The sequence below is a fragment of the Knoellia sp. Soil729 genome (assembly GCF_001427985.1).
In the GTDB taxonomy this organism is placed as follows: Bacteria; Actinomycetota; Actinomycetes; order Actinomycetales; family Dermatophilaceae; genus Knoellia.
Genome location: NZ_LMSA01000002.1, coordinates 1 through 25204 on the forward strand (window position 1 = coordinate 1; position 25204 = coordinate 25204).

At 70.8% G+C, this 25204-nt stretch carries 24 protein-coding genes and 1 tRNA gene; 7 read left to right on the forward strand and 18 right to left on the reverse strand.

Features of this window, described 5'->3' with window-relative positions; genetic code table 11:
• Positions 1 to 591: 591 nt before the first annotated feature.
• From ASG74_RS04890 to ASG74_RS04905, 4 genes are read right to left on the reverse strand one after another with little or no spacing between them, the layout of a single operon-like run.
• Entirely contained in the window at positions 592 to 1671 is a 1080-nt protein-coding gene (locus ASG74_RS04890) for an NAD(P)-binding domain-containing protein (protein ID WP_056139641.1), read from the reverse strand.
• Between the two features lie 26 nt (positions 1672 to 1697).
• Entirely contained in the window at positions 1698 to 2180 is a 483-nt protein-coding gene (locus tag ASG74_RS04895; RefSeq protein WP_056139643.1) for a DUF4396 domain-containing protein, read from the reverse strand.
• A 56-nt stretch (positions 2181 to 2236) separates the two neighbouring features.
• The gene (locus ASG74_RS04900; RefSeq protein ID WP_056139645.1) at positions 2237 to 3031 is read right to left on the reverse strand and encodes a deoxyribonuclease IV; all 795 of its coding nucleotides are present in this window, start codon (positions 3029 to 3031) and stop codon (positions 2237 to 2239) included.
• 10 nt (positions 3032 to 3041) lie between these two features.
• Entirely contained in the window at positions 3042 to 4538 is a 1497-nt protein-coding gene (locus ASG74_RS04905) for a flavin-containing monooxygenase (protein ID WP_056139647.1), read from the reverse strand.
• A gap of 117 nt (positions 4539 to 4655) precedes the next feature.
• Here ASG74_RS04905 and ASG74_RS04910 point away from each other — a divergent pair, with 117 nt between their 5' ends.
• The 3 genes from ASG74_RS04910 to ASG74_RS04920 are packed head-to-tail and all read left to right on the forward strand — an operon-like array spanning position 4656 to position 6875.
• Positions 4656 to 5792, forward strand: coding sequence for a metallophosphoesterase (locus ASG74_RS04910; RefSeq protein ID WP_056139649.1), 1137 nt, complete (start codon positions 4656 to 4658; stop codon positions 5790 to 5792).
• Position 5793: 1 nt separating this feature from the next.
• Positions 5794 to 6279: a hypothetical protein gene (locus ASG74_RS04915; RefSeq protein WP_056139651.1), complete on the forward strand. Its 486-nt coding sequence runs from the start codon at positions 5794 to 5796 to the stop codon at positions 6277 to 6279.
• The gene (locus ASG74_RS04920) at positions 6276 to 6875 is read left to right on the forward strand and encodes a DNA-3-methyladenine glycosylase I (protein WP_056139653.1); all 600 of its coding nucleotides are present in this window, start codon (positions 6276 to 6278) and stop codon (positions 6873 to 6875) included. The genes ASG74_RS04915 and ASG74_RS04920 overlap by 4 nt, the downstream gene beginning before the upstream one ends.
• 166 nt (positions 6876 to 7041) lie before the next feature.
• Here the strand turns inward: ASG74_RS04920 and ASG74_RS04925 are convergent.
• The 5 genes from ASG74_RS04925 to ASG74_RS17315 all read right to left on the reverse strand — a co-directional run bounded on the left by ASG74_RS04925 (position 7042) and on the right by ASG74_RS17315 (position 9136).
• Positions 7042 to 7114 (reverse strand) — tRNA-Ala (locus ASG74_RS04925).
• Between the two features lie 77 nt (positions 7115 to 7191).
• Positions 7192 to 7845 (reverse strand): histidine phosphatase family protein, encoded by a 654-nt coding sequence (locus ASG74_RS04930; protein ID WP_056139656.1) that lies wholly within the window; start codon positions 7843 to 7845, stop codon positions 7192 to 7194.
• A 37-nt stretch (positions 7846 to 7882) separates the two neighbouring features.
• On the reverse strand, positions 7883 to 8260 hold the full coding sequence (rsfS, locus tag ASG74_RS04935) for a ribosome silencing factor (protein WP_056139658.1): 378 nt from the start codon (positions 8258 to 8260) through the stop codon (positions 7883 to 7885).
• A complete protein-coding gene (nadD, locus tag ASG74_RS04940) occupies positions 8247 to 8870 on the reverse strand; it encodes a nicotinate-nucleotide adenylyltransferase (RefSeq protein ID WP_056139659.1) in 624 nt (207 codons plus the stop codon). Before nadD ends, rsfS begins: the two co-directional genes overlap by 14 nt.
• A gap of 29 nt (positions 8871 to 8899) precedes the next feature.
• Positions 8900 to 9136 carry a hypothetical protein gene (locus ASG74_RS17315; RefSeq protein ID WP_162252783.1) on the reverse strand — a complete coding sequence of 79 codons (237 nt, stop codon included), beginning with the start codon at positions 9134 to 9136 and terminating at the stop codon, positions 8900 to 8902.
• A gap of 569 nt (positions 9137 to 9705) precedes the next feature.
• Here ASG74_RS17315 and ASG74_RS04950 point away from each other — a divergent pair.
• The gene (locus tag ASG74_RS04950) at positions 9706 to 10680 is read left to right on the forward strand and encodes a glycosyltransferase family 2 protein (RefSeq protein ID WP_056143155.1); all 975 of its coding nucleotides are present in this window, start codon (positions 9706 to 9708) and stop codon (positions 10678 to 10680) included.
• Here ASG74_RS04950 and ASG74_RS04955 read toward each other — a convergent pair.
• Positions 10677 to 11936 carry a glutamate-5-semialdehyde dehydrogenase gene (locus ASG74_RS04955; RefSeq protein WP_056143157.1) on the reverse strand — a complete coding sequence of 420 codons (1260 nt, stop codon included), beginning with the start codon at positions 11934 to 11936 and terminating at the stop codon, positions 10677 to 10679. The genes ASG74_RS04950 and ASG74_RS04955 overlap by 4 nt on opposite strands.
• 77 nt (positions 11937 to 12013) lie before the next feature.
• Here ASG74_RS04955 and pdxY point away from each other — a divergent pair, with 77 nt between their 5' ends.
• Positions 12014 to 12868, forward strand: a complete 855-nt coding sequence (pdxY, locus tag ASG74_RS04960; RefSeq protein ID WP_056139663.1) for a pyridoxal kinase PdxY — start codon at positions 12014 to 12016, stop codon at positions 12866 to 12868.
• Positions 12868 to 13683 (forward strand): DUF72 domain-containing protein, encoded by an 816-nt coding sequence (locus ASG74_RS04965; protein ID WP_056139666.1) that lies wholly within the window; start codon positions 12868 to 12870, stop codon positions 13681 to 13683. Before pdxY ends, ASG74_RS04965 begins: the two co-directional genes overlap by 1 nt.
• Positions 13684 to 13722: 39 nt before the next feature.
• Here ASG74_RS04965 and proB read toward each other — a convergent pair whose 3' ends face one another.
• The 8 genes from proB to ASG74_RS05010 form a co-directional block, all read right to left on the reverse strand.
• Complete coding sequence (gene proB / locus ASG74_RS04970) at positions 13723 to 14850, reverse strand: glutamate 5-kinase (protein WP_056139668.1); 1128 nt, start codon at positions 14848 to 14850, stop codon at positions 13723 to 13725.
• 9 nt (positions 14851 to 14859) lie between these two features.
• Complete coding sequence (gene obgE / locus ASG74_RS04975; protein WP_056139670.1) at positions 14860 to 16392, reverse strand: GTPase ObgE; 1533 nt, start codon at positions 16390 to 16392, stop codon at positions 14860 to 14862.
• 210 nt (positions 16393 to 16602) lie between these two features.
• Positions 16603 to 16872: a 50S ribosomal protein L27 gene (rpmA, locus tag ASG74_RS04980; protein WP_056139672.1), complete on the reverse strand. Its 270-nt coding sequence runs from the start codon at positions 16870 to 16872 to the stop codon at positions 16603 to 16605.
• A gap of 31 nt (positions 16873 to 16903) precedes the next feature.
• Positions 16904 to 17209: a 50S ribosomal protein L21 gene (gene rplU / locus ASG74_RS04985; RefSeq protein ID WP_009778363.1), complete on the reverse strand. Its 306-nt coding sequence runs from the start codon at positions 17207 to 17209 to the stop codon at positions 16904 to 16906.
• A 131-nt stretch (positions 17210 to 17340) separates the two neighbouring features.
• Positions 17341 to 20418 carry an Rne/Rng family ribonuclease gene (locus tag ASG74_RS04990; protein WP_056139674.1) on the reverse strand — a complete coding sequence of 1026 codons (3078 nt, stop codon included), beginning with the start codon at positions 20416 to 20418 and terminating at the stop codon, positions 17341 to 17343.
• 178 nt (positions 20419 to 20596) lie between these two features.
• The gene (locus ASG74_RS04995; protein WP_056139676.1) at positions 20597 to 21346 is read right to left on the reverse strand and encodes a TIGR03936 family radical SAM-associated protein; all 750 of its coding nucleotides are present in this window, start codon (positions 21344 to 21346) and stop codon (positions 20597 to 20599) included.
• A 78-nt stretch (positions 21347 to 21424) separates the two neighbouring features.
• A complete protein-coding gene (locus ASG74_RS17400) occupies positions 21425 to 22360 on the reverse strand; it encodes an MSMEG_6728 family protein (protein ID WP_200942532.1) in 936 nt (311 codons plus the stop codon).
• Between the two features lie 153 nt (positions 22361 to 22513).
• Complete coding sequence (locus ASG74_RS05010; RefSeq protein WP_056139681.1) at positions 22514 to 24505, reverse strand: TIGR03960 family B12-binding radical SAM protein; 1992 nt, start codon at positions 24503 to 24505, stop codon at positions 22514 to 22516.
• A gap of 59 nt (positions 24506 to 24564) precedes the next feature.
• On the opposite strand from ASG74_RS05010, the gene ASG74_RS05015 reads away from it, so the two are divergent.
• Positions 24565 to 25140 (forward strand): protein-L-isoaspartate O-methyltransferase family protein, encoded by a 576-nt coding sequence (locus ASG74_RS05015; protein WP_056139688.1) that lies wholly within the window; start codon positions 24565 to 24567, stop codon positions 25138 to 25140.
• Positions 25141 to 25204: the final 64 nt, after the last annotated feature.

A 25204-nucleotide genomic window follows, 5' to 3' on the forward strand; every position in this document is an offset into this window, starting at 1 on the left:
GGACACTCACCAGCCACCCCACGACGAGGTAAAACTTGGCATCGATTTTTGACACGCTGTTGAGTTCTCAAGGTTCACACGCACACCAACACCCAACCCCACGCAGGAGCCAGACACCAGGGCAACTCTCCAAAACTACCCACGGCCACACTTGGGCGTCAAATCCGCCGGCCGTTGTGAAGCGGCCCGGAGCTGATCGCGCTTGGATCTTCGTGGGGTGTCCACCCTAGCAGCCTCTCGGCCGCTTCCCAAACCCGCTGTTTCCGGCGAGCTGGCTGGGGAACACTGCCCAACCCGGCCCTACGAGAGGGCCACGCTCCTGACGACGTCTCCGTCGTGTCGAGCGGTTGGGGTCTGCCCCGGGACCGGCCTCCTTCGTGTGCGGCTCGAGGCCTCACGCGGTGGTGTCCGTTCCTCCCTGTCGGGCTGACATCGAGAACAGTAGAGGACGTACTCCCCCAACGCCAAATCCAGCGGGGCGCATGGGGGACGAGAGCGGGCGGCATACCGAATCCCGCTGTGCCGCAACGACTCTCGTCCTTCGGGGTATCAGGCCCCAGGGGCGGCACCGCTCACGGGAGGACGCGAGCGTCACCGCTTGGGTGGTGGTGACGCCTGCTCCAGGAGCCTGACGAGCTCCTGTGCGGCCGCGCGACCGGCACGGTTTGCGCCGACGGTGCTGGCCGACGGCCCGTAGCCGAGCAGGTGGATGCGGGGATCCGAGGCGACTCGGGTGGCCAGTCGGGCGTCCATCGTGATGCCGCCGCCGGGCCCACGGAGCCTCAGCGGGGCGAGGTGGTCGAGCGCGCTGCGGAAGCCGGTGCACCAGAGGATGACGTCCGCGTGCCGCACCGAACCGTCTGGCCACCGGATGCCCTCGGCGGTGATCTCGGAGAACATCGGGTGGCGCTCCATGACGCCCCGCTCCCGGGCGGCGCGCAGGGCGGGCGTCACGGGCAGCCCGGTGACCGAGACCACGGAGCCGGGTGGAAGTCCGCGGCGCACCCGGTCCTCGACGATCGCCACGGCGCGCCGTCCCAGCTCGGGAGTGAAGGTCTCCTCGCGCCAGACCGGCTCGCGTCGCGTCACCCAGGTCGTCGAGGTCACCCGTGAGATCTCGTCGAGGAGCTGCACCGCCGAGATGCCCCCGCCCACGACAACGACGTGCTGCCCGGCGAACTCGTCGGCGGTCCGGTAGTCACGGGTGTGCAGCTGACGCCCTGCGAACAGCTCGGCTCCGCGCACGTGGGGGACGAAGGGCCGCTCCCACGTCCCCGTGGCGTTGACCAGCCCACGAGCCGTGAAGGTTCCGTGGTCCGTCTCGATCGCGAGGCTCCCGTCCCGCTCGCAGACGCAGCGCACGTCGACCGGGCGCTCGACGGGGAGCTCGAATCGCTTCTCGTACTCGGCGTAGTAACGCGGCACGGCGTCAGAGGCGAGCACCTGGTCATCGCTGGCTTCGATGACGTCGGCGAAGGGCAGCCCCGGCAGGTCGTGCAGCCCGTTCACGGTGCTCAGGGTGAGAGAGGGCCAGCGGTGCTGCCAGGCGCCGCCCGGCCCCAGGTCGTGGTCGAGCACGACGAAGTCGCTGCCGAGGCGTCGCAGGTGAAAGGCAGCGGACAGGCCGGCCTGGCCCGCCCCGATGACGACGACGTCGTGTGCTCGGTCCACCGCGACATCCTCCCAGCGAGGGGCGGTCAGTGGTGGTACTGGTGCACGACGGCGTGGCCCTTGCCGCGTGCGATGAGCCAGCGGTTGACCGGGACGGTGACGATGAAGGCCAGGGCGAGGGCGACCGCGAGCGACACCCAGAAGAGCCCGTCGCCCAGTCCCGCCGCCATCGCTCCGGGCACGGCGAGCATGAAGCCGTTGTCGATGATCTCCATGACCGTGATCGAGACGGTGTCGGCAGCAAAGGCCACGCCCAGCGCTGCCCCCAGGGGGATCCCGGCTCGCAGCACGGGGGTGATGGTCAGGCTGTAGCCGAACAGGAACGCCAGGACGACGGCGAGCACGATGGTCGCCCCGTTCGAGAGTCCGAGTGCAGTGCCGATGACGAGCCCGAGGATCTCGCCGATGGCGCAGCCGGTGAGGCAGTGCAGGGTCGCACTGGCCGCCTGGGACCATGCGCCCTTGGCGGGTTCGTGGCCGGTGTGGTGGTGCATCGTGGAGTCGCTCATGGTGTGGTCAACCGTACCCCCTGGGGGTATATTCCGCACCGGTCCGTTCGAGAGAGTCAGAGCCGCTCGCGCAGCCAGGCGAAGTCGGCCCTGTGCCCGTCAGCGCCGCCCGGCGTCTCGCAGACGACCGGCGCCCCGGCCGAGCGCACGACCCCCGCGAGCAGGTCGGCGTCGATCTGGCCGGCGCCGAAGTTGGCGTGCCGGTCGGCGCCCGAGTCGAACGCGTCGCGGCTGTCGTTGCAGTGCACGAGGTCGATGCGTCCGGTGATCGCGAGGACGTCGTCGACCACCGTGTCGAGCGGGTTGCCGCCTGCGTGCGCGTGGCAGGTGTCGAGGCAGAAGCCAACCTGGTCGGCCTGCGACGCTGACCCGATCGCGTCCCACACCTTGGCGATGCGCTCGAGGTAGCGCGCCATCGCGTTGTCACCGCCAGCGGTGTTCTCGAGCAGCAGTGGCAGCTTGAGGTCGGTGGCCTCGATCGCCTTGCGCCAGTTGTCGAAGCCCACCTCCGGATCGTCTCCCTTGCCGACGTGTCCGCCGTGGACGATGAGGCCCTTGGCGCCGATCTCGGCAGCAGCGTCGAGGTGCTGCTGGAGCAGCTTGCGCGAGGGAATGCGAATGCGGTTGTTGGTCGTGGCCACGTTGATGACGTAGGGCGCGTGGACGTAGAGCGAGATGCCAGCGGCCTCGGCGTCCGCGCGCAGGCCTGCCGCCCCACCGGCATACCGGATCTCGGGTCCCTTGTATCCCTGGGGATCACCGAGGAAGAACTGGACCAGCGTCGTGCCCCGGGCTGCGGCCTCGGCGAGCGGGTCGGTCTGGTCGACGTGGGCTCCGATGGTCAGGCTCATGCCCACCAGTCTAGGAAGGGACGGTGTCGACCCCCACGAGCACCGAGGGCCGGACCTTCAGCGGCTCGAACTCGAGCGTGCCGTCGTCGACCTTGCGCGGCGACATGAGCCGCAGGTCGTGGAAGTAGTTCTGGCGCACGGTCCACGGCTTCGTCGTGCCCTGCTTGGGCAGCAGGTGGCGCGAGCGCTCGACGTAGCCCGAGGCGAGCTCGAAGGGCGGCGTGCCCTCCTCGATGTCGGCGTCGAGCCGCGGCGTCGCGGTGGCCGCACCGGTCGCCGCCATCCGAGCCAGGACCGCGCAGACGAAGCGTGAGGTCAAGTCGGCCCGCAGGGTCCACGAGTTGTTGGTGTAGCCCAGGCACACCGCGAGGTTGGGCACTCCCCCGAACATCGCGCCCTTGTAGAAGAAGCGCTCGTGGGGCGCGAAGGTCGTACCGTCGACGGTGAAGGTGATGCCCCCGGCGACCTCGATCCGCAGGCCAGTGGCCGTGACGACCGCGTCGGCCTCGAGCTCGGTCCCGCTCGTGAGCCGGATGCCGGTGCGGGTGAACTCCTCCACGGTGTCGGTCACGACCGAGGCCGAGCCGTCGGCGACCACCGCCAGGAGGTCGCCATCGGGGACGACGCAGAGCCGCTGGTCCCATGGGTCGTAGGTCGGCGTGAAGTGCTCGAGCACGGCCTCGGGTCCGACGACGCGCCGGTTGAGCGCGGCGATCCCGCGACGGACCACGCGCGGGAAGTGCCGGCTGGCCTCGTAGAGCCCGACGTTCTGGACGACGTTCTTGGCGCGCACCACCCGGTGCGCGACGCGGGCGGGCAGGACCTTGCGCAACCCGTCGCCGACGCTGTCCCTGCCCGGTAGCGGCAGGATGTAGGTGGGGCTGCGCTGGAGCATCGTCACGTGCTCGGCCCCCTCGGCGACGAGTGCGGGCACGAGCGTCACCGCCGTCGCACCGGAGCCGATGACGACGATGCGCTTGCCCCGGGCCTCGAACGCCTCGGGCCAGAACTGCGGGTGGATGAGCGGCCCGTCATAGGCCGCCCGCCCCGGGAAGTCGACCACGTGCCCCGTGTCGTAGGAGAAGTACCCGGTGCAGATGTAGAGGAACGACGCCGTGTGCTCGACGAGCCCCTCCACCGTCTCCGACTTCACCGTCCAGCGTCCGGTGCCCGTCGAGAACCCCGCCGAGATCACCCGCTGGTCGTAGTGGATGCGGTCCTCCACCCCGAACTCCCGGGCGGTGTCGCGGATGTAGCTGCGGATCGACTCCCCCGACGCGAGGACGTCCGACCCCGTCCACGGCCGGAACGGGTAGCTGAACGTGAAGACGTCGGAGTCGGACCGGATCCCCGGGTAGCGGAAGAGGTCCCAGGTGCCGCCGCTCGCCCCACGGGACTCGAGGACCGCGAATGAGCGGTCGGGGCTGAGCTGGGCCAGGCGGCAGGCCGCACCCACACCGGAGAGGCCGGCGCCGACGACGAGGACGTCGACATGGAGGCTCTTCATCGAGGCTGCTCCCGGGGAGATGACGGGGGTGGTTCCTCATGAGACCACGGAAAGCCGTGTCGCCGCACCGTGGCACCATGAGCCTTCCGCCACGACCACAACCCCCAGGACCTGCGCGTGCTCCTCTTCGCCGTTATCGCCCTGGCACTCGTGGCCCTGCTCACCTTCTGGTTGCACCGTCGCCTCGTGGCTGCGCCCCGCTGGGCGACGCGATGGAGGTATGCCGGCAGCGCAGCTCTCGTGGTGCTGACCGCTTCGTCCGTGGTCGCCGCCGCAGGCGGGCTGCGTTGGGGCACCGCCGACGACACCCGCCCTGTCGCCTGGGTGGCGCTCACCTGGCTCGTCGTGGCGCTCTACCTCGTCCTGGTGCTGGCCGCCGCCCAGCTGCTGGCCGTCGTCGTCTGGCTCGTCACCGCCCGCGAGCGGCGGCGCCCCGTGCTGCGGCGGTACAACCGCGCCACAGCCGTGGTGGCGCTCGCGGTGGCACTCGGCACGACGGCATACGGCACCGTGGCGGCCAACGACCCCACGATCACCCGTACGACCCACACGTCCGCCGCCCTGCCGGAGGCGTTCGACGGCACGACCGTCGCCCTCGTCACCGACCTGCACGCCGGCATCGTGCACGGCTCCGGCTTCGCCCAGAAGGTCGTCGACCGGGTCAACGCCGCCAAGCCCGACATCGTCGTGCTCTCGGGTGACGTCGTCGACGCCCCCTTCGAGAGGCACCGAGCCGAGATCGCGCCACTGGCTGGTCTCGAGGCCCCACTCGGGGTCTTTGCCGTGACCGGCAACCACGAGATCTACACCGGGTCCACCGCTGCGTGGGTCGCCGAGTGGACGCGCCTGGGCATCACGGTGCTCGCCAACGCGTCCGAGGTGGTCAGCCGCGGCGGAGCCGCCATCTCGGTGGCCGGCGTCCACGACCACGAGGGCACCGGCGAGTTCGCCCCGGACCCCGCCCGGGCACTCGCGGGCACCACCGACACGTTCACGCTCTATGTCGCGCACCAACCGCTCATGGCCACGGAGTCGAGCGGTCGCGGGGTGGACCTGCAGCTGTCGGGGCACACCCACGGTGGACAGGTCTGGCCGGGCGAGTTGCTCGTGCCGCTCCAGCAGCCCATGGTGGAGGGGTACGCCGTGGTCGACGGTGTACCTGTGATCACCAGCCGCGGTGCCGGCACGTGGGGTCCGCCGGTGCGGGTCGCCGCCGCTCCTGAGATCCCGCTCATCACCCTGAGGAAGGCCTGACATGCCCGACCCGACCGCGCCCGGAGCACCGCGCTACCGCTCCGTCACCTCCCCGAGCACCCCCCTGGTGGTCGTGGGAGCGAGCGTCGCTGCGGTCGGGGTCATCTGTGGACTGTCCATCGCCAGCCTGGGCGGGTGGTCGGTTGCTGTCGGGCTCGCCTGCCTCCTCGTGATCGGAGGTCTGGGGTGGATCGTTGCGCGAGGACCGGTCACCGTCACCGTGACCGACCGGGCCATCGACGTCAGCTATCCGCTGGCGTCGCGCCGGGTCGACATGGCGGACGTCACCGATGTGGGCGCCGGCGACCACGTCAACGGCTTCGGCTACGGCTGGGGCGTGCGGTGGGAGGGCAAGGGCAAGTGGGCCTACCGCGTGGGCGGGCCGATGGCCACGGTCGTGCACCGCGGCGGTCGCCTGGGGGTCTCCGTCGAGGACCCCCACGACTTCGTCGAGGCCGTCGTCGCGGCACGCCAGGGCATTGCGTGAGCGAGGTCGTGGTCGGGGACGACGGTCTCTCGCGTCCGGTGTGGGCGTCGGTCGACCCGATGCTGCGTGACTACTACGACACCGAGTGGGGCATGCCGGTGCGCGACGAGCGTGGCGTCTTCGAGCGCCTCACGCTCGAGGCCTTCCAGTCGGGCCTGTCGTGGGCGACGATCCTGCGCAAGCGACCGGCGTTCCGCGCGGCCTTCGCGGACTTCTCGCCCGACGCCGTGGCGACGTTCGGCGACGCCGACGTCGAGCGCCTCCTCTCCGACGCGGGCATCGTGCGCAACCGGGCCAAGGTCCTCGCGACGATCCAGAACGCCCGGGCCACGCTGGCACTGCGCGAGGACCCCGAGGGTGACCTCGCGGCATACGTCTGGTCGTTCCAACCGGCCCGGACGCCGCAGCCGAGGACGCTCTCCGACGTGCCGACGACGTCGGACGAGTCGCTGGCGCTGTCCAAGGGGCTGAAGCGCAAGGGATTCGCCTTCGTCGGGCCGACGACGATGTTTGCCCTCATGGAGGCCATCGGCATCGTCGACACGCACGTGGTCGACTCGCACCGTCGGGGGTCCTCCGGCGTCTGGCCCGCCTGAGCTCGCACTCAGTCGGCGGACGGGACGTGCAGGCGTCAGGGCTCGCCACCTGACCAGTTGCTGACGAGACGAGCACCTCCACGTGGTCGTCTCGCGAGGGAGCGGTCATCTCGGGCATACGCGACGAGGGCCGGACACGATGTCGTGTCCGGCCCTCGTCGTGCGGTGGAGCATAGGAGATTCGAACTCCTGACCTCTTCCATGCCATGGAAGCGCGCTACCAACTGCGCCAATGCCCCGAGTTGCCCCGGTGGGACGTCCCCCGAAGGCGACTGCGGAAGTTTACGACGGGCCCTGCTCCGCAACCAAATCGGGGTCACGCAGGCCCGTCGCCATGGGCTCTACCCGCGACCGCCGCCTGGTTCCACGCCTGGATCCGCCACCCGGCGCGGCCTTCGACGAGCTCCGCCCAGTGGCAGTTGCCCAGGCCCCCGAGAGCGATCCACGAGGTGCGCTGGTCGATGCCGACGAGGTCGGCCGCGAGCGCTCGACCGGCCACACCATGCGTGGCGATGACGGCGCACTCGCCCGGGGCGAGCTCCTCGAGCAGGGCGTCGACGCCGGCGCGACAGCGGGCCGCGACATCGGCGACCGACTCACCGTGCCCACCGCGCTTGAAGTCCTCGCCCCTCAGGAGCCGGTCCATGTCCTCCGGGTAGCCGGCCCGCACCTCCTCGCCGGTGAGCCCCTGCCAGGCTCCGGCGTGGATCTCACGGAAGCGTTCGTCGGCGGAGAACGGTATGCCGTCCACCCGGGCCACCGTCTGACCCGTCACCGCCGCTCGGGAGAGGTCGGAGGCGACGACGCGCACCGGTGCGAACTGGGCGAGGGCCTGAGCCGCGGCAGCCGCCTGCGTCAGGCCGCGCTCGGACAACGGCGAGTCGAGCTGGCCCTGCCAGACACCCGCGGCGTTGTGGCTGGTCTCGCCGTGCCGGAGCACGATGAGGCGGCGAGGCGCGTCGACGGCCATCACGCGGGCATTGGGGCCCAGCGCCACCCGGCGGCCCTCAGGCCCGCTGCTCGGTGCCCACGGCCCCGAGGTCGACCTCGGGGCAGTCCTTCCAGAGCCTCTCGAGCTCGTAGAACTCGCGCTCGTCGTCGTGCTGGACATGGACGACGATGTCTCCGAAGTCGATGAGCACCCACCGGCCGTCGCGCTGGCCCTCGCGCCGCACGGGCTTGGAGCCCATCGCGCGCAGGTTGTCCTCGATCTCGTCGACGACGGCGCCGACCTGGCGTTCGGACTCGGCGGAGACGATGACGAAGATGTCGGTGATCGCGAGCTGCTCGCTCACGTCGATGCCGACGATCGTGGTGGCGAGCTTGTCGGCTGCCGCATGGGCGGCGGCGCGAGCGAGCTCGAGGGAACGGTCAGTGGCTGGCACAGGACTCCTTGGGTGCTGCGGTGGGTGCGTCGGACGACGCACTGGTCTCCGCGGCATACAGACGATGTTTGTTGATGTACTGGACGACGCCGTCGGGCACGAGGTACCAGACCGGCTCCCCGTCGGCGACGCGGTCACGGCAGTCGGTGGAGCTGATGGCCATGGCCGGCACCTCCTGGAGGGTGACCCGGTCCTGCGGCAGCCCGGACTCGGACAGCTCGTAACCGGGACGGGTGACCCCGATGAAGTGCGCCAGCTCCCAGAGCTCGTCGATGTCCTTCCACGACAGGATCTGGGCGAGGGCGTCGGCGCCGGTGATGAAGAAGAGCTCGTCATCGGGGTGCAGCGCGTGCAGGTCGCGCAGGGTGTCGATGGTGTAGGTCGGACCCTCGCGGTCCACGTCGACCCGGCTCACCTGGAAGCGCGGGTTGGAGGCGGTCGCGACGACCGTCATGAGGTAGCGGTGCTCGGCCTCGCTGACGTCGCGCTCGGCCTTCTGCCACGGCCGGCCGGTGGGGACGAAGATGACCTCGTCGAGCCCGAAGTGCGACTGGACCTCTGAGGCAGCCACGAGGTGGCCGTGGTGGATGGGATCGAAGGTCCCGCCCATCACGCCCAGGCGGCGGCGTCGGGGTGCGCTCAGTGCTCGCTCTGATCGTGCATCGTGCCGCCGTGGGCGTGCGCCAGCTCGGTCGAGTGGTGGTCGTTGCGCTGGCTGTCGAGCGTGTGCTTCTGCGCGTTGCCGCGGAAGGCCCACGTGAAGGCGAGCAGCAGGGCGAAGATCGCCAGAGCGGAGACCGCGAAGGCCCACGCGGGAGCGGGAAGGTTGTGCGAGGCGGCTTCTTCGGCAAGGACGCGGACGGCGTGCGAGGTCATGACCAGCAGCCTACCGCCACCGTTGTCCACCGGCGTCGTCCACAGGCCTGTGCATGGCCACGTGGGAACTGGACCCCGCCTGTGGACGACACGCGCGGGCGCAACCACTCGCCGACAAACTTGTCGGTCGCCTTGCGCCACCAGGGCTCCGACCGCTAAACAGGACCCCACGAACAACCGTCCTGGCCCTCGGGCACGGGCGGAAGTCGGGTCGAAGGAGAACGGCTGTGCCACCGCCCCCGTCACACGGGACGGGTGGGGGGTCACCCACACCGCGAGCGACATCGCGGGGCACACCGCGGCCGACGGCCAGAGTCGAAGTTCGCCCCGGTCCAGCCGGGACGACGCCACTGTCGCGTGGCCCCCTCGGCGGGCGCGCCCGTCGAGAACGACCGGCTCACCGAAGTGAGGGCTAGCCCTGGCGCCGAAGGCCCCCGATCTCATACATCGGGGGCCTTTGGTGACTCCGGCGCCGTGCCGACGCGGGTCGGGACGGTCGTCGGAGCGGTCCCCGGCGGTTGGTGCAGTCGGCACGCGGGTGGGTGTGCTCGCCGCCTACGCTGATGCCCATGCCTGCACCCGCCTCCGGCCCCACCCTGAGCGTCGTCATCCCGATGTTCAACGAGGAGGCCGTCCTTCCGCTGCTCGTCGCCAGGCTGCGCCCGATCGTGGACGGCCTCGGCACGGCATACGAGGTCGTCGCGATCGACGACGGGAGCTGCGACACGACCCCCGTCATCCTCGAACGCCTGCGTCGCGAGTGGCCACAGCTGCGCATCGTGCGGCTGCGCGCCAACGCCGGCCACCAGGCGGCCATCTCCGCGGGGCTGGCCCGGGCGCGCGGCAGCTTCGTCGTCACCCTCGACGCCGACCTGCAGGACCCGCCGGAGGTCATCCCCGAGATGCTGCAGATCGCACGGGAGGACGGGGTGGACGTGGTCTACGGGGTGCGCAACGACCGCTCGACCGACACCGCGTTCAAGCGCGGCACCGCCCGGTTGTTCTACTGGGGCATCCGTCGGCTCGGGGCGCTGGACGCGCCGCAGGACGCCGGTGACTACCGGCTCATGTCGCGTGCGACGGTCGACGCCGTGAACTCGCTGCCCGAGACCAACCGCGTGCTCCGGCTCGTCGTCCCCGCGCTCGGCTTCCCCTCGGCGGCTGTCGGCTACACCCGGGAGCTGCGGGCAGCGGGGCAGACGAAGTACCCCCTGTCGAAGATGGTGCGCCTCGCCGTGGACTCGGTGACCGGCTTCTCGCTGGCTCCCCTGCGCTTCGCGACGTGGCTGGGCCTGCTCGGCGGTCTCGCGGCCTTCGGCGTCCTCTTCTATGCGCTGGTCGCCCGCCTGCTCGACCACGCCCTCCCCGGCTGGACCTCCACCGTGGTCATCGTCGCCGGCGTGGGCGCCGTGCAGCTGCTCGCCCTGGGGATCCTGGGTGAGTACGTCGGGCGCATGTATGCCGCCCTGCAGGCGCGTCCGAGCTACTTCATCGCCCACGACTCGCTGGAGCCGAGCTCGGGCGGCTCCGCTGCCCGGGACTAGCGGATCTGCCCGTCGCCCTCGACGATCCATTTCGTGGTCGTGAGCTCGGGCAGCGCCATCGGGCCCCGGGCGTGCAGCTTCTGGGTGGAGATGCCGATCTCGGCGCCGAAGCCGAACTCGCCCCCGTCGGTGAAACGCGTGGAGGCGTTGACCATGACCGCGGCCGCGTCGATCTCGGTCGTGAAGCGCCGAGCGGCCGCGCGGTCCTCGGTGACGATCGCCTCGGTGTGCCCACTCGTGTGCCGCTGGATGTGGGCGAGGGCGGCGTCGAGGTCGGGGACGACGGCGACCGCCATCTCGAGGGCGAGGTACTCGGTGTCCCAGTCCTCGTCGGTCGCCGGGACGTGGGGTATGCCGGCAGCCTCCGCCGCGCTGCCGGCCGCCGGATCCGTGTGCAGCACGACTCCCGCACCGCTGAGCTCGGCGAGGACCTTGGGGAGGAACTCCTCGCGCAGCGCCTCGTGGACGAGCAGTGACTCGGCGGCGTTGCACACGCTCGGCCGGTGGGTCTTGGCGTTGACCGCGATGGCGAGCGCCTTGTCGAGGTCGGCAGCCGCGTCGACGTAGACGTGGCAGTTGCCGACGCCGGTCTCGATCACGGGCACCGTGGACTCGGTGACGACGGTCTGGATGAGGCCTGCTCCCCCACGCGGGATGATGAGGTCGACCTGGCCGCGGGCGGTGAGGAGCTCGCGCACGACCTCACGACCGCCCTCGAGCAGGGCGATGGCGTCGGCGGGCAGGCCCTGCGCGTCGAGGGCTGCGCGCATCACGTCGACCAGCGCGGAGTTGGTGCACTCGGCAGCGGAACCACCGCGCAGGATGACGGCGTTGCCCGACTTGAGTCCCAGGCCAGCGGCGTCGACGGTGACGTTGGGGCGCGCCTCGTAGATCATGCCGATCACACCCATGGGCACCCGGACCTGGCGGATCTGCAGGCCGTTGGCGAGGGTGGAGCCGCGCACGACCTCACCCACCGGGTCGGGCAGGGCGGCGATGTCGCGCAGGGCCGCGGCCACGGCGCCGACCCGCTCGGGGGTCAGGGTCAGGCGGTCGACGAGCCCGTCGGCCATGCCGCCCTCGCGTCCGCGCTCGATGTCCTCGGCGTTGGCCGCGACGATGCGCTCGCTCGCAGCGTCGAGGGCGTCGGCCAGCGCTCGCAGCGCCGCGTCCTTGTCCGCCCGGCTGAGCAGGGCGAGCGTGCGGGAGGCGATGCGCGCCCTCGCGGCGAGCTCGGCGACGGTGGGGGCAGGCATGGCTCCAGCGTAGGTCGCGGCAGCGGACGGCATACAGGCATCTCAGGGAAGCAGTCGTGAGGTGGAAGGATGGGCGGGTGACGACGATCCTCTCCATCCAGTCCTCGGTCGCCTACGGCCACGTCGGCAACAGCGCCGCCGTCTTCCCCCTGCAGCGGCTCGGCGTCGAGGTGTGGCCGGTCAACACGGTCCACTTCAGCAACCACACCGGCTACGGCGCGTGGCGCGGTCCGCTGCTGCCCGCCGACGACGTGCGCGAGGTCATCACCGGCATCGAGGAGCGCGACGCCCTGCCGGCGGTCGACGCGGTGCTGTCGGGCTACCAGGGCGGCGAGGAGATCGGGGACGTCATCCTCGACGCCGTCGCCCGGGTCAAGGCGGCGAACCCCAAGGCGATCTATGCGTGCGACCCCGTCATGGGCAACGCCAGGTCCGGCTGCTTCGTGCACCCGGCCATCCCCGTGCTGCTGCGCGAGCGCGTCGTCCCGCAGGCCGACCTCATCACGCCCAACCAGTTCGAGCTCGGCTACCTCACAGAGACCGAGCCGGAGTCGCTCGAGGACACGCTCGAGTCGGTGGCCAAGGCTCGTGCGATGGGCCCGTCGACGGTCCTCGTCACCTCGGTCCTGCGGCCCGACCGCCCTGAGGGCACCATCGAGATGCTGGCCGTGCACGGCGACGGGGCCTGGATCGTCCAGACCCCGCAGCTGCCGATGAAGGCCAACGGGTCCGGTGACGTCACCGCGGCCCTGTTCACCGCGCACCTGCTCGAGAGCGGCGACGCGGGGGTGGCGCTGGGCCGGACCGTGTCGAGCGTCTTCGACCTGCTCCAGCTGACGTTGGACTCGGGCCAGCGCGAGCTCCAGCTGGTCCAGGCGCAGGACGCGATCGCGCAGCCGAGGATGCAGTTCGAGGTCCAGCAGCTCCAGTGATGGGCACGGTGCGGATCGGCATCTCCGGTTGGCGCTATGCCTCCTGGCGCGGCGACTTCTATCCCAAGGGCCTGGCCCAGCGGCGCGAGCTCGAGTACGCCGCCACGCACCTCACCTCGGTCGAGATCAACGGCTCGTTCTACTCGCTGCAGCGACCGAGCTCCTACGCCCGGTGGCGCGCCGAGACGCCGGACGACTTCGTCTTCGCGGTCAAGGGCGGGCGCTACATCACCCATCTCAAGAAGCTCGTCGACGTCGACACCGCGCTGGCCAACTTCTTCGCCTCCGGACTGCTGGCCCTCGGCCCGAAGCTCGGGCCCATCCTGTGGCAGCTGCCCGAGAGGCTCACCTTCGACGCCACCCGCCTCGACGACTTCCTGGCGCGCCTGCCGACCTCGACCGGGCAGCTCGCGCAGCTGGCCGCCGGTCACGACGAGAAGCTCAGCGGTGACCGGGTGCTCACGACCGCCGAGGACGACCGGCCCCTGCGCCACGCCCTGGAGTTCCGCAGCCCGACGTTCCTCGTGCCCGAGGCCACGGACATCCTGCGGCGGCACCGGGTCGCCTGCGTGCTGGCCGACACGGCGGGGCGCTGGCCCAAGGTCGAGGAGGACACGGCCGACCTGCGCTACGTGCGCCTCCACGGCGAGCACGAGCTGTATGCCAGCGGCTACACGGGCCGCGCGCTCGACGCGTGGGCCGAGAGGGTGTCCGGATGGGCTCAGGCGGGGCAGGACGTCTTCGTCTACTTCGACAACGACATCAAGGGCTATGCACCGCACGACGCGATGGCCCTCCTCGAGCGGCTGCGCTGAGGGCTGCGCCCGGGCGGTCAGGCGGTCAGGCGGTCAGGCTCAGAGCATGACGAGGTCGTCACGATGGATGACCTCGCGCTCGTAGGCGGCGCCGAGCTCACGCGCCAGGTCGTGCGTGCTGCGCCCGAGCATCGGCGGCAGCTCACCCGACGAGTAGTTGACGAGCCCACGGGCGATGGCCACGCCGTCGGGGCCGCAGACGTCGACCGGGTCGCCTCCGCTGAAGGTGCCGTGCACCTCGACGATCCCCGCCGGCAGCAGCGACGTGCGCCGCGTCGTCAGTGCCGTGACGGCGCCCTCGTCGACGAGGAGACGCCCGCGCGCGGTCGTGGCGTGGGCGATCCAGAGCTGGCGTGACGCCTTCGAGCGCGCCTGCGGCGCAAAGACGGTGCCGACGTCGTCACCTGCCAGCGCGTGCCCGGCATCTGCCAGTCGCGACAGGACGGTGGGTATGCCGGCCGCACCGGCGATCCCGGCCGACTCCACCTTGGTGGCCATGCCACCGCTGCCGACCGAGCTGCCCGTGCCGCCGATCTCGATGCCGACGAGGTCCGCCCCGGACAGCACTGCCGAGATGCGCTGGGAACCGGGGCGCGAGGGCGGCCCGTCGTAGAGCGCGTCGACGTCGGTGAGCAGAACGAGGGCGTCGGCGCCCACGAGGTGCGAGACCAGGGCCGCGAGCCGGTCGTTGTCACCGAAGCGGATCTCGTGCGTGGCCACCGTGTCGTTCTCGTTGACGATCGGCACGATCCCCAGGTCGAGCAGCCTGGTCAGGGTGCGCCGGGCGTTGGTGTAGTGCGTGCGACGGGTGACGTCGTCGGCGGTGAGCAGCACCTGCCCGACGGTGAAGTGATGGTGGGCGAAGGCGCGGGCGTAGGCCGCCACCAGTGCTCCCTGCCCGACGGAGGCCGCTGCCTGCTGGGTCGCGAGGTCACGGGGGCGTGCGGTGAGGGCGAGCGGGCCGAGGCCGGCCGCGATGGCACCGGAGGAGACGAGGACGACCTCTCCCCCGCGTGCCCGCACGGCGGCGAGGTGCCCGACCAAGGCGGTCAGCCGGGCGTCGTCGATGGTGCCGCCGCCGGGACCGGTCAGCGAGGACGAGCCCACCTTGACGACCACGCGGTGCGCCGAGCCGATGGCGGCGCGCAGGACCGCCTCAGTACCCACGAGCCGCGCTCACTCGTCGTCGTCGTTGTGGGCGGTGGCCCAGTGCCCGGCCTTGCGCTCGGCCGCGAGCGTCTCGCGGGCCGCGGTCTGGGCGTCCTTGCGGCCGTGGAACTCCTCGCGCTTCTCGCCGCGGCTCTTGCGGCCGGAGTCCTCGAGGCGCAGGTCGGTGCCGCGCGGACCGGTGAGCAACTCGGCGCCGGCGGCCATCGTGGGTTCCCAGTCGAAGACGACCGAGTTGTCCTCGGGGCCGATGACGACGGTCGATCCGGAGACCGCGCCAGCCTTGAAGAGCTGCTCCTCGACACCGAGGCGACTGAGGCGGTCGGCGAGGTAGCCGACGGCCTCGTCGTTGGAGAAGTCCGTCTGGTGGATCCAGCGGGTGGGCCGGTCGCCGAGGACGCGGAAGACCTCTCCGTCGGGGGTGTTCTCCTTGCGCACGGTGAAGCCGGTGTCATCGACGGCCTTGGGTCGCACGATGGCCCGGGGACGCTCGACGATGAGGGCCTCCATCTCGGCGCGAGCCTGCGCGACGTGCTTGGCCAGCGAGAAGGTGAGCTCCTTGAGCCCGGTGTGGGCCACGGCGCTGACGATGTGCACCTCGAGCCCGCGCGCCTCGAGGTCGGGCTTGACCATCTCGGCGAGGTCGCGGGCGTCGGGGACGTCGGCCTTGTTGAGGACGACGATGCGGGTGCGCTCGGACAGCGGACGACCGCCGAGGCTGTCATCGGGGACGTAGGCGGCGAGCTCGGCCTCGATGACGTCGAGGTCGCTCATCGGGTCGCGGTTGGATTCCAGCGTCGCGCAGTCGACGACGTGCACGAGCACCGAGCAGCGCTCGACGTGGCGGAGGAACTCCAGGCCGAGACCCTTGCCCTCGCTCGCACCGGGGATGAGACCGGGCACGTCGGCGATGGTGTAGCGGACCGAGCCGGCCGTGACGACACCGAGGTTGGGGATGAGGGTGGTGAAGGGGTAGTCGGCGATCTTGGGCTTGGCCGCGCTCACCACCGAGACGAGCGAGGACTTGCCCGCGCTCGGGAAGCCGATGAGGGCGACGTCGGCCAGGGACTTGAGCTCGAGCACGATCTCGAGGGCGTCACCGGGCTCGCCGAGGAGGGCGAAGCCGGGGGCCACTCGGCGGGCGGAAGCGAGCGACTTGTTGCCCAGTCCGCCGCGGCCGCCCTGGGCGACGACGAAGGTCGCGTCATGGCCGACGAGGTCGGCCAGGATGTCGCCGGCGGCGTTCTTGACGACCGTGCCCTCGGGGACGGGCAGCACGAGGTCGGCGCCGTCGCCACCGTTGCGCTCATCGCCGGCTCCGGGCTTGCCGTTGGCTGCGCGACGGTGCGGGGTGTGGTGGTAGTCCAGGAGCGTGGTGGACTGCGGGTCGACCGCGAGGACGACCGAACCGCCGCGCCCGCCGTTGCCACCGTCCGGTCCGCCGAGCGGCTTGAACTTCTCGCGCTTGACCGAGGCCACGCCGTGCCCGCCGTCACCGGCCGCGACGTTCAGGACGACGCGGTCCACGAAGTTGACGGCCATGAATGATTCCTGCTTCCGGGTGGGGCGAGCTGCGTGATCTGGTGGTGCTGGTCCGAGGGCCCAGTCTACGGGCGGCTGGGTGTGCCCCTTGCGTCTGCGGAGCGGCGGGGGACGGCGAAGGCGGGCCGGATGTCAGATCCAGCCCGCCTTCGCGGTGGTGAGGTGGTGTGCCGGAGCGAGCTCACGGCATACGCGCTCACACCGGTGGAGTCACTCCGCTGCTGCGGTCTCCAGGGGAACGATGTTGATGACCTTGCGGCGACGCTTGGTGCCGAACTCGACGTTGCCCGCGACGAGCGCGAACAGGGTGTCATCGCCGCCACGGCCGACGCCGTCACCGGGGTGGAAGTGCGTGCCACGCTGCCGGACGATGATCTCGCCCGCGTTGACGAGCTGGCCGCCGAAGCGCTTGACGCCGAGTCGCTGGGAGTTGGAGTCGCGACCGTTACGGGTCGAGGCTGCACCCTTCTTGTGTGCCATGTCAGTCCTACTTTCGGAAGTCTGTGGACGCTCAGGCGTCGATCGAGGTGATCTTGATCTGGGTCAAGTGCTGACGGTGACCCTGACGCTTGCGGTAGCCGGTCTTGTTCTTGTACTTCATGATCACGATCTTGGGGCCCTTGGCGGCCTTGACGACCTCGGCCTTGACCGAGACCTTGGCCAGCTTCGAGGCATCGGAGGTGACGGTCGAGCCGTCCACGACGAGAAGCGGGGTCAGGTCGATGCTGTCGCCGGCGCGGCCGACCTTGTCGATCAGCAGGACGTCTCCGACGGAGACCTTTTCCTGCCGACCACCTGCGCGAACAATCGCGTACACAGTGGAGCTCACTTTCGAATCAGGATGCACTCGCTCTGGATGACCGGCCAATAGCTACCCCGCGGCTTCCGTGCTCGCAAGAACACGTCAGAAACAGGACATCAGCTCGGTGGGCGCACCGACGGACAAGATTAGCGGTCGGTGTCGCCCTGCTCCAAATCCACGGACTTCGGAGGACCGGCGGGCGCGACCACCCGGCCGCGCTTGCGGCGTGGCCGCACGACCGGCTCGTCGATCGGTGCGGGCGTTCTCACCAGCTGGGGCATCGGCTCGACGTCCTGCGAGTCCGGCTGACCCACCTCGGCGATGACGGTCGCGGTCGGCACGGTGGTCGACTCAGCAGCGGTGTCGGGCCCAGGGGCCGTGTCCGGCTCAGGGGCCGTCTCGGGCTCTGAGGCGGCGTCCGGCTCGGAGGTGGCGTCTGCCGCCCGACCCTGCTCGGCATCCGCGGCGAAACCCTGGCCTGGCTGCGTCGCGGCGTCCGCCGGCGGACCGGTCAGCTCGGCGACGTCGTCGTCGGTGGGCTCCCCGGACATCGACTTGATGGCAGCGGCGTGGGCCGCTGCTGCGATCTGGGCCGCAGTGGGTCCGTTTGGCACGGCCGGGGACCCGGTCGAGGGTGCCTCCGTGAAAGGTTGCACCTGGCCGGACTCGACGACCTTGCCGCGACGGCTCCGGCTCCGCCCCGAGGCGTTGCCCTTGTCGTTGCTGCCGTGGCCGTGCTCGTTGTTGCTGCCGGAGCGGTCAATGGGATCGCTCTGCACGATGATGCCGCGGCCGTCGCAGTGCTCGCACTGCTCGGAGAACACCTCGATGAGGCCCGAGCCCACGCGCTTGCGGGTCATCTGGACGAGTCCGAGCGAGGTCACCTCGGCGACCTGGTGCTTGGTGCGGTCGCGCCCGAGGCACTCGAGGAGCCGCCGGACGACGAGGTCGCGGTTGGACTCCAGGACCATGTCGATGAAGTCGATGACGATGATGCCGCCGATGTCGCGCAGGCGCAGCTGCCGCACGATCTCCTCGGCCGCCTCGATGTTGTTCTTGGTGACCGTCTCCTCCAGGTTGCCGCCGGAGCCGACGAACTTGCCGGTGTTGACGTCGACCACGGTCATGGCCTCGGTGCGGTCGATGACGAGGGAGCCACCCGAGGGCAGCCAGACCTTGCGGTCCATGGCCTTGGCGATCTGCTCGTCGACGCGGTGGTGCGTGAACAGGTCCTCTTCGGAGGTCCAGTGGGTGAGGCGCTTGGCGAGGTCGGGGGCCACGTCCTCGACGTAGCCGCTCACCTCGGACCAGGCCTGGTCGCCGGACACGATGAGCTCGCTGAAGTCCTCGGTGAAGACGTCGCGGATGACGCGCACGGTGAGGTCTGCCTCGCCGTGGAGCAGCACCGGGGCGCCGCCCTTCTTGGAGCCGGCCGTCTTCACCTTCTGCTGGATGGTGTCCCAGGCCTTGGTGAGTCGCTCGACGTCCGCGCGCAGCTCCTCCTCGGAGGCGCCCTCGGCAGCAGTGCGCACGATGACACCGGCGTGGTCGGGCACGACCTCCTTGAGGATGGCCTTGAGGCGGGCGCGCTCGGTGTCGGGGAGCTTGCGGGAGATGCCCGTCATCGACCCCTCGGGGACATAGACGAGGTAGCGGCCCGGAAGGGAGATCTGGCTGGTGAGGCGCGCGCCCTTGTGGCCGATCGGGTCCTTGGTGACCTGGACGAGGACCGTGTCACCGGATCCGAGGGCGTTCTCGATCCGCTTGGCCTTGTTCTGCTCCAGGCCGGCAGCGTCCCAGTTGACCTCACCGGCGTAGAGGACCGCATTGCGGCCCTTGCCGATGTCGACGAAGGCGGCCTCCATCGAGGGCAGGACGTTCTGCACCCGGCCGAGGTAGACGTTGCCCGCCATCGAGGCGTTGGTCTCGCGCGAGACGTAGTGCTCGACGAGGACGCCGTCCTCGAGGACCCCGATCTGGGTCTTGTCACCCTTGCCGCGCACCGCCATGACTCGCTCGACGGACTCACGGCGGGCGAGGAACTCGGCCTCGGTGATGATCGTGCGGCGACGACCGGCCTCACGGCCCTCGCGCCGGCGCTGCTTCTTGGCCTCGAGGCGGGTCGAGCCCTTGACCGCGGTCGGCTCGTCGCTGCGCTCGCGCTCCTTGCGGGGCTCACGCACCCTGGTCACCGTGCCGGGCGGGTCATCGCTGTCACCGGAGGAGCCGGAGCGGCGACGGCGACGGCGACGACGACTCGAGCCGCCCTCGGAGTCCGAGTCGGCGCTGTCGTCGGCGCGTCCACTGGTGTCGGCGTCGTCGTGCTGGTCGTCGTTCGCGTCCGAGGAGTCCGCCTGGCGGGAGGCGTCGCCGGAGGAGTCGTCGGTGTCGTCGGTGTCGTGGGAGTCGGAGCGGTCGTTGCCACCTCGACCCCGTCGACCGCGGCCGCCACGACGGCGGCGACGTCCACCCTCGGAGGGCTCATCGCTCGAGTCGTCGTGGCTGGTCTCGTCGGTGTCCTCGTCCTCGAGGGGCTGGGCGTCCTCGGCCGAGTCGAGCACGTCGGCCTTCTGGGTGGCCCGGCCACCGCGACGTGAGCGGGTCGGCCTGTCCGGTGTGGACTGCACCTCGGAGACGGCGGCCTCGTCGGGGGCTGCCTCGTCCTGGTCGGGCGTGCGGTCGGCCGCACGGTCGATCGTGCCCTCGCTCGGCGCCTGGGCGGGCGCGGTGGCGCGGCGACGACGCGGCGCCTTGCTGACGTCGGGTGCCTGGAAGATCAGGCCGAACGACGGGGCCGCAGGTGCCGCGGGGGCTTCCTCGGTCTCCTCCGCCTCGTCCTCGGTCGGCTCCTCGACAGGAGTGGTCAGGTCAAGCAGGGTCTCGGGCTCGGCCTCGGGCTCGGGCTCGGGCTCGGCGGTCTTCTTGGCGCGGGTCGTCTTCTTCGCCGCCTTGGCAGGCGCCTTCTTGGCGGTCTTCCTGGCCGCCTTCTTCTTGGGGGCTGCGTCCTCGGCGCCCTCTTGGGCTTCCGGGGCCGGCTCCCCGCCGGCCTCGGCGGCAGCGTCTGCCACGGCGTCCCCCGCGGCACTGTCGGTTGCGACCTCTGCTGGCGCCGGCGCGGCGGCCTTCTTGGTCGCGCGACGACGACGCGGTGCCTTCGCAGGCACCTCGGCGGACTCGTCGACCGACTGTTCGTTCTGGGTGGTGGGCTCGTCCTGGGTAGCCATGGGCTGTGACCCTCTCGGCGCCACGTGGCCGTCAGCCACACCATCTGGGCCGTGGCCCGGACCTGCCGACCCCGTGGGGCTCAATTCGCGATCGTGGCGGGTGAAGTTGCCCGTCACGGAAGTCAAGTGCTGTCCCCTCGGGGTTTCGCGCGGCCTGTTTCTCCGCTGCGGCAACCTTTCAGGAACCGACGGCCTCCTTGTCGGCGGCCAGTGGATCAGCCACCCCAGCAGCTGCCGTGAGCAGCGGGCCCTGGGCCAACCGCGTCACCAGAGGTGGCACAGGAGGCTTGAGCTCGGTCACTGCGTGCAGTGCGGTCAGGATGTCATCGGGGCGAACGGACGGTGTGGTGTGCCGAACGACCATCTGCAGTATCGCACAGGACGCGTCCTCGCTCTCGGTGGCGACCATCGACACGACGGCCGAACGGACGTCGAACGTCTTGGCCCCCGTCTTGAACATGCGGGTCACCTCCGCGACCTCGACCTCGAGGAACCGCTCCACGGCATACGCGAGGGTCTCGACGGTGACCCCACGCATCTCAAGACGCCAGACACTCGCCTCGAGGCGCTCGGCGAGGCTGCCCGGCCCGGCCTGGACAACCTCGAGGACGTCGAGGTCGGGCGGAAGCGCCTCATCGAGGGCCACGCGCACGGCTTCGGGATCGACACGCTCGGTCACCGAGATCTCGAAGTACTCCGCTTCGCTGGCGGTGCCTGTCGGCGCGGCGTTGGCGTAGCTGATCTTGGGGTGGGGGTGGAAGCCCGCCGAGAACGCCATCGGCACACCGGCCCGCCGCAGCGCGCGCTCCAGGGCCCGAGCGAAGTCACGCGTCGACGAGAAACGCAACCGGCCACGCTTGGCATAGCGGATGCGGAGCTTCTGGACCGCCAGCGGTGGCGGGGGGCCTTCAGGGGTGCGACGTGCCATGGTCCGCCCAGCCTATTTCACGGCCGGGCGCGTCCCGGACGACGTGTATGCCGTCCGCTCACCTCTTGCTCGGAGCGGTTAGCTCTCCGGAAGGACGAGGCGCGGGCGACCCGTCGCTGCCCCGGGGTCGGCGGACGCCGGTGTGACGACGAGCCCGGCCGCGAGCGCGTCCGCGAGAGCCCTCGTGGCACGCCCGCGTCGCACGAACCTGAACTCCGGCACGCTCTCGGCCTCCTGCGCCATCGCAAGCCGGTCCTGCTCCGACGGTTCCCGCGCGGCGGAGGGGCTCACCGAACCGGAGGTCTCGCGCGGTGCGGGAGGTGGTCCGGACGGCGCGAGCGGGGGAAGGTCGACCACCCACAAGGTCGTGCCCGGCGTGCACAGCCCCGCGACCAGCCCGAGGACCTTCGCCTCGGGCAGCGCCTCAGCCGGGAGACGGACGTCCTCTCCCCCGCCCAGGCGCCGCACCACGTCGTCGGCCCCGGTCGGGAGGTCGTCGAGCCCGAGGAGCGTCGCGGCCTCGGCGAGCGAGAACGGCTCGCCCTCGCCGCGCTGCAGCGGCCAGCGGGGAAAGGTGGGGTCGGGCCACACGTAGGGCAGGTCGTCGGGGACGTCACCGAAGTGCTGTCGGTAGTGCTCGGGCTCCTTGCGCACGAGGGCGGAGCGGTGGCTGAGGTGCAGGGCCTCGTCACCGACCCACGGGGGGAGGCGCCCCTCGTCGTGCAGCGTGTCCCAGTCCGGCTCGACGCCACCAGTGAACTCGAGCAGCGAGGCCCTCGTGGAGTCGGCCCTCCCCCGCGCCCGCCACTCGTCGACACAAGCCAGGCCGTAGGCGACCAGACCGGGGACGAACCCGCGCCACATGCGCACGGCCGGGTGGTTCTTCCAGCCGTAGGTCGGCCAGGTGATCGCCCGGAGCACCTGGAACGTCTCGACCCGCTGCTTGCCGAGCCGACGGTCGTCGAGGACGGCGGCGCTCGCTCGGGGGTCGGCGTACGGGAAGAAGGTCTGCACCCTGCCCTTGTACCCTGCGAGCCCCGGGAGATGAGCCGGGGGACGTGCCGGGTTCATCTCGGTGAGGGCTCGGGTGTCGAGGTGACGACGCGGAAATCGTGGATCGTCCCGGTTGCAACCGGGACGATCCACGATTTCCGCGTCACGCGCAGTTCAGGCGTGGGTGTGGGCCTCGGCCATCGCGGCCTTGCCGGCGCCGAGCACGGTGAGCGGCAGCAGCGTCTTGCCGGTCGGTCCGATCTCGATCTCGGTGCCGAACTGGGGACACACGCCGCAGTCGAAGCACGGCGTCCAGCGGCAGTCGTCGACCTCGGTCTCGTCGAGGCTGTCGAGCCAGTCCTGCCAGAGCCACTCCTTGTCGAGGCCGGAGTCGATGACGTCCCAGGGCAGGAACTCGGACTCCTCACGGTCGCGGGTGGTGTACCAGTCGACGTCGATCGGCCACTCGCTGGCGCCGAACACCGTGTCGGCCGAGGCCATCCACAGGTCGTAGGAGAAGTGCTCGCTCCAGCCGTCGAACCGGCCACCGTCGCGCCACACCTGCTCGATGACCGCGCCCACGCGACGGTCACCGCGCGAGAGCAGTCCCTCGACGATGCCGGGCTTGCCGTCGTGGTAACGGAACCCGATGGAGGAGCCGAAGCGGCGGTCGGCGCGGATGGCGTTGCGCAGCTTCTCGAGCCGCGCGTCGGTGTCCTCGGCGGAGAGCTGGCCGACCCACTGGAACGGCGTGTGCGCCTTGGGCACGAACCCGCCGATCGAGACGGTGCAGCGGATGTCCTTGCGGCCACTCACCTCGCGTCCGGTCTCGATGACGCGCTTGGCGAGCTCGGCGATCTGGAGGACGTCCTCGTCGGTCTCGGTGGGCAGGCCGCACATGAAGTAGAGCTTGACGTTGCGCCAGCCAGCGCCGTAGGCCGCCGAGACGGTCGTGATGAGGTCCTCCTCGGTGACCATCTTGTTGATCACCTTGCGGATCCGCTCACTGCCACCCTCGGGCGCGAAGGTGAGCCCTGAGCGGCGCCCGTTGCGGGTCAGCTCGTTGGCCAGGTCGATGTTGAATGCGTCGACCCGGGTCGAGGGCAGCGACAGCCCCGTCTGGGTCCCCTCGTAGCGGTCGGCCAGGCCCTTGGTGAGGTCGGCGATCTCCGAGTGGTCCGCGCTCGAGAGCGAGAGCAGCCCCACCTCCTCGAAACCCGTTGCGGCCAGCCCCTTCTCGACCATCTCGCCGATCCCGGTGATGGAGCGCTCACGCACGGGGCGGGTGATCATGCCCGCCTGGCAGAAGCGGCAACCGCGCGTGCAGCCGCGGAAGATCTCCACCGACATGCGCTCGTGCACCGACTCGGCCAGCGGCACCAGCGGCTGCTTCGGGTACGGCCAGGCGTCGAGGTCCATGACCGTGTGCTTGGAGACCCGCCACGGCACCCCGTGCTCTGTCGGCGCGATGCGCTGGATGCGACCGTCCGGCAGGTAGGTGACGTCGTAGAACTCGGGCACGTAGACCCCGCCCGTGCGCGCGAGACGCAGCAGCAGCTCACGGCGGCCACCCGGCATACCCTCGCTCTTCCACGCGGCGATGTGGTCACTGACCATGAGCACCGCCTCCTCGCCGTCGCCGATGATGGCGGCGTCGACGAAGTCGGCGATGGTCTCCGGGTTGAAGGCGGCGTGCCCACCCGCGATGACGATGGTGTCCCCGTCGCGGCGGTCGCGCGCGTGCAGCGGGATGCCGGCGAGGTCCAGGGCGGTGAGGAGGTTGGTGTAGCCCAGCTCGGTCGAGAAGGAGATCCCCAGCACGTCGAAGTCCCCGACCGCGCGGTGGGCGTCGACGGTGAACTGCGGCACCGCGTCGGCGCGCATGAGGGCCTCCATGTCGGGCCACACGGCATACGTCCGCTCGGCGAGGACGTCGGGACGCTCGTTGAGGACCTCGTAGAGGATCATCGAGCCCTGGTTGGGGACACCGACCTCGTAGGCGTCGGGGTACATGAGCGCCCACCGGACGGTGACGTCTCCGCCGCAGTCCCAGTCCTTCACCGTGGAGTTCAGCTCGCCGCCGACGTACTGGATCGGCTTGCTCACCTGTTCGAGCAGGGGCTCGAGCGCAGGGAAGAGTGAGTCGCCAGCGGTACGGGTGTGCATGGGTCAAGGGTACGTTCGCCCGCGCGTGCGACCCAAAGCCACAGGAGCACACTGGGGTGATGGACGCCGCGGGGCGAGTGGCCGAGGCGATGGCCGCGTGGCCACGCCAGCGGTTCCTGCCCCTGCGCGAACGCCGCCACGCCGGGCGCGACGGGCCCCTGCCGATCGGCCACGGCCAGACGAACTCGCAGCCGCGGACCGTCGCGGCCATGCTCGAGCTCCTCGACGTGCACCCCGGTGACCGCGTGCTGGACGTCGGGGCGGGTTCGGGCTGGACGACCGCCCTGCTCGCCCACCTCGCCGGACCGACCGGGTCGGTGCTCGGGCTGGAGCGCCTGCCGGAGCTCGTCACCTTCGGCGCCGCGAACCTGCACCGCGCCGGTATGCCGTGGGCTCGCCTGCTGCTCGCCACTCCAGGTGCGCTCGGCTCACCGGGGGACGGCCCGTTCGACCGGGTCCTGGTGTCGGCGGAAGCCTCGACCCTGCCGCGGACCCTCGTCGACCAGCTCGCGCCGGGCGGAGTGATGGTCATCCCGGTCACGGGATGGATGCACCGGGTGGAGCTGGACGCCGCGGGTGAGGCCCGGGTCGAGTTCCACGGCGCCTACCGGTTCGTCCCCCTCATCGAGGACTGAGGGCTCCAACGACCGACTTATTGCCCGTTCGGCCGCCTACAGCGGCGGTTCGCCGCCCGCTGAA

What these genes read in the sequence shown, in the direction of transcription:
- ASG74_RS04895 (WP_056139643.1), bottom strand. Translation starts at nt 2,180, where the DNA reads ATGAGCGACTCCACGATGCACCACCACACCGGCCACGAACCCGCCAAG.
- ASG74_RS04900 (WP_056139645.1), bottom strand. Translation starts at nt 3,031, where the DNA reads ATGAGCCTGACCATCGGAGCCCACGTCGACCAGACCGACCCGCTCGCC.
- ASG74_RS04905 (WP_056139647.1), bottom strand. Translation starts at nt 4,538, where the DNA reads ATGAAGAGCCTCCATGTCGACGTCCTCGTCGTCGGCGCCGGCCTCTCC.
- ASG74_RS04915 (WP_056139651.1), top strand. Translation starts at nt 5,794, where the DNA reads ATGCCCGACCCGACCGCGCCCGGAGCACCGCGCTACCGCTCCGTCACC.
- ASG74_RS04930 (WP_056139656.1), bottom strand. Translation starts at nt 7,845, where the DNA reads ATGGCCGTCGACGCGCCTCGCCGCCTCATCGTGCTCCGGCACGGCGAG.
- nadD (WP_056139659.1), bottom strand. Translation starts at nt 8,870, where the DNA reads ATGGGCGGGACCTTCGATCCCATCCACCACGGCCACCTCGTGGCTGCC.
- ASG74_RS17315 (WP_162252783.1), bottom strand. Translation starts at nt 9,136, where the DNA reads ATGACCTCGCACGCCGTCCGCGTCCTTGCCGAAGAAGCCGCCTCGCAC.
- ASG74_RS04950 (WP_056143155.1), top strand. Translation starts at nt 9,706, where the DNA reads ATGCCTGCACCCGCCTCCGGCCCCACCCTGAGCGTCGTCATCCCGATG.
- ASG74_RS04955 (WP_056143157.1), bottom strand. Translation starts at nt 11,936, where the DNA reads ATGCCTGCCCCCACCGTCGCCGAGCTCGCCGCGAGGGCGCGCATCGCC.
- ASG74_RS04965 (WP_056139666.1), top strand. Translation starts at nt 12,868, where the DNA reads ATGGGCACGGTGCGGATCGGCATCTCCGGTTGGCGCTATGCCTCCTGG.
- obgE (WP_056139670.1), bottom strand. Translation starts at nt 16,392, where the DNA reads ATGGCCGTCAACTTCGTGGACCGCGTCGTCCTGAACGTCGCGGCCGGT.
- rpmA (WP_056139672.1), bottom strand. Translation starts at nt 16,872, where the DNA reads ATGGCACACAAGAAGGGTGCAGCCTCGACCCGTAACGGTCGCGACTCC.
- ASG74_RS04990 (WP_056139674.1), bottom strand. Translation starts at nt 20,418, where the DNA reads ATGGCTACCCAGGACGAGCCCACCACCCAGAACGAACAGTCGGTCGAC.
- ASG74_RS04995 (WP_056139676.1), bottom strand. Translation starts at nt 21,346, where the DNA reads ATGGCACGTCGCACCCCTGAAGGCCCCCCGCCACCGCTGGCGGTCCAG.
- ASG74_RS05010 (WP_056139681.1), bottom strand. Translation starts at nt 24,505, where the DNA reads ATGCACACCCGTACCGCTGGCGACTCACTCTTCCCTGCGCTCGAGCCC.
- ASG74_RS05015 (WP_056139688.1), top strand. Translation starts at nt 24,565, where the DNA reads ATGGACGCCGCGGGGCGAGTGGCCGAGGCGATGGCCGCGTGGCCACGC.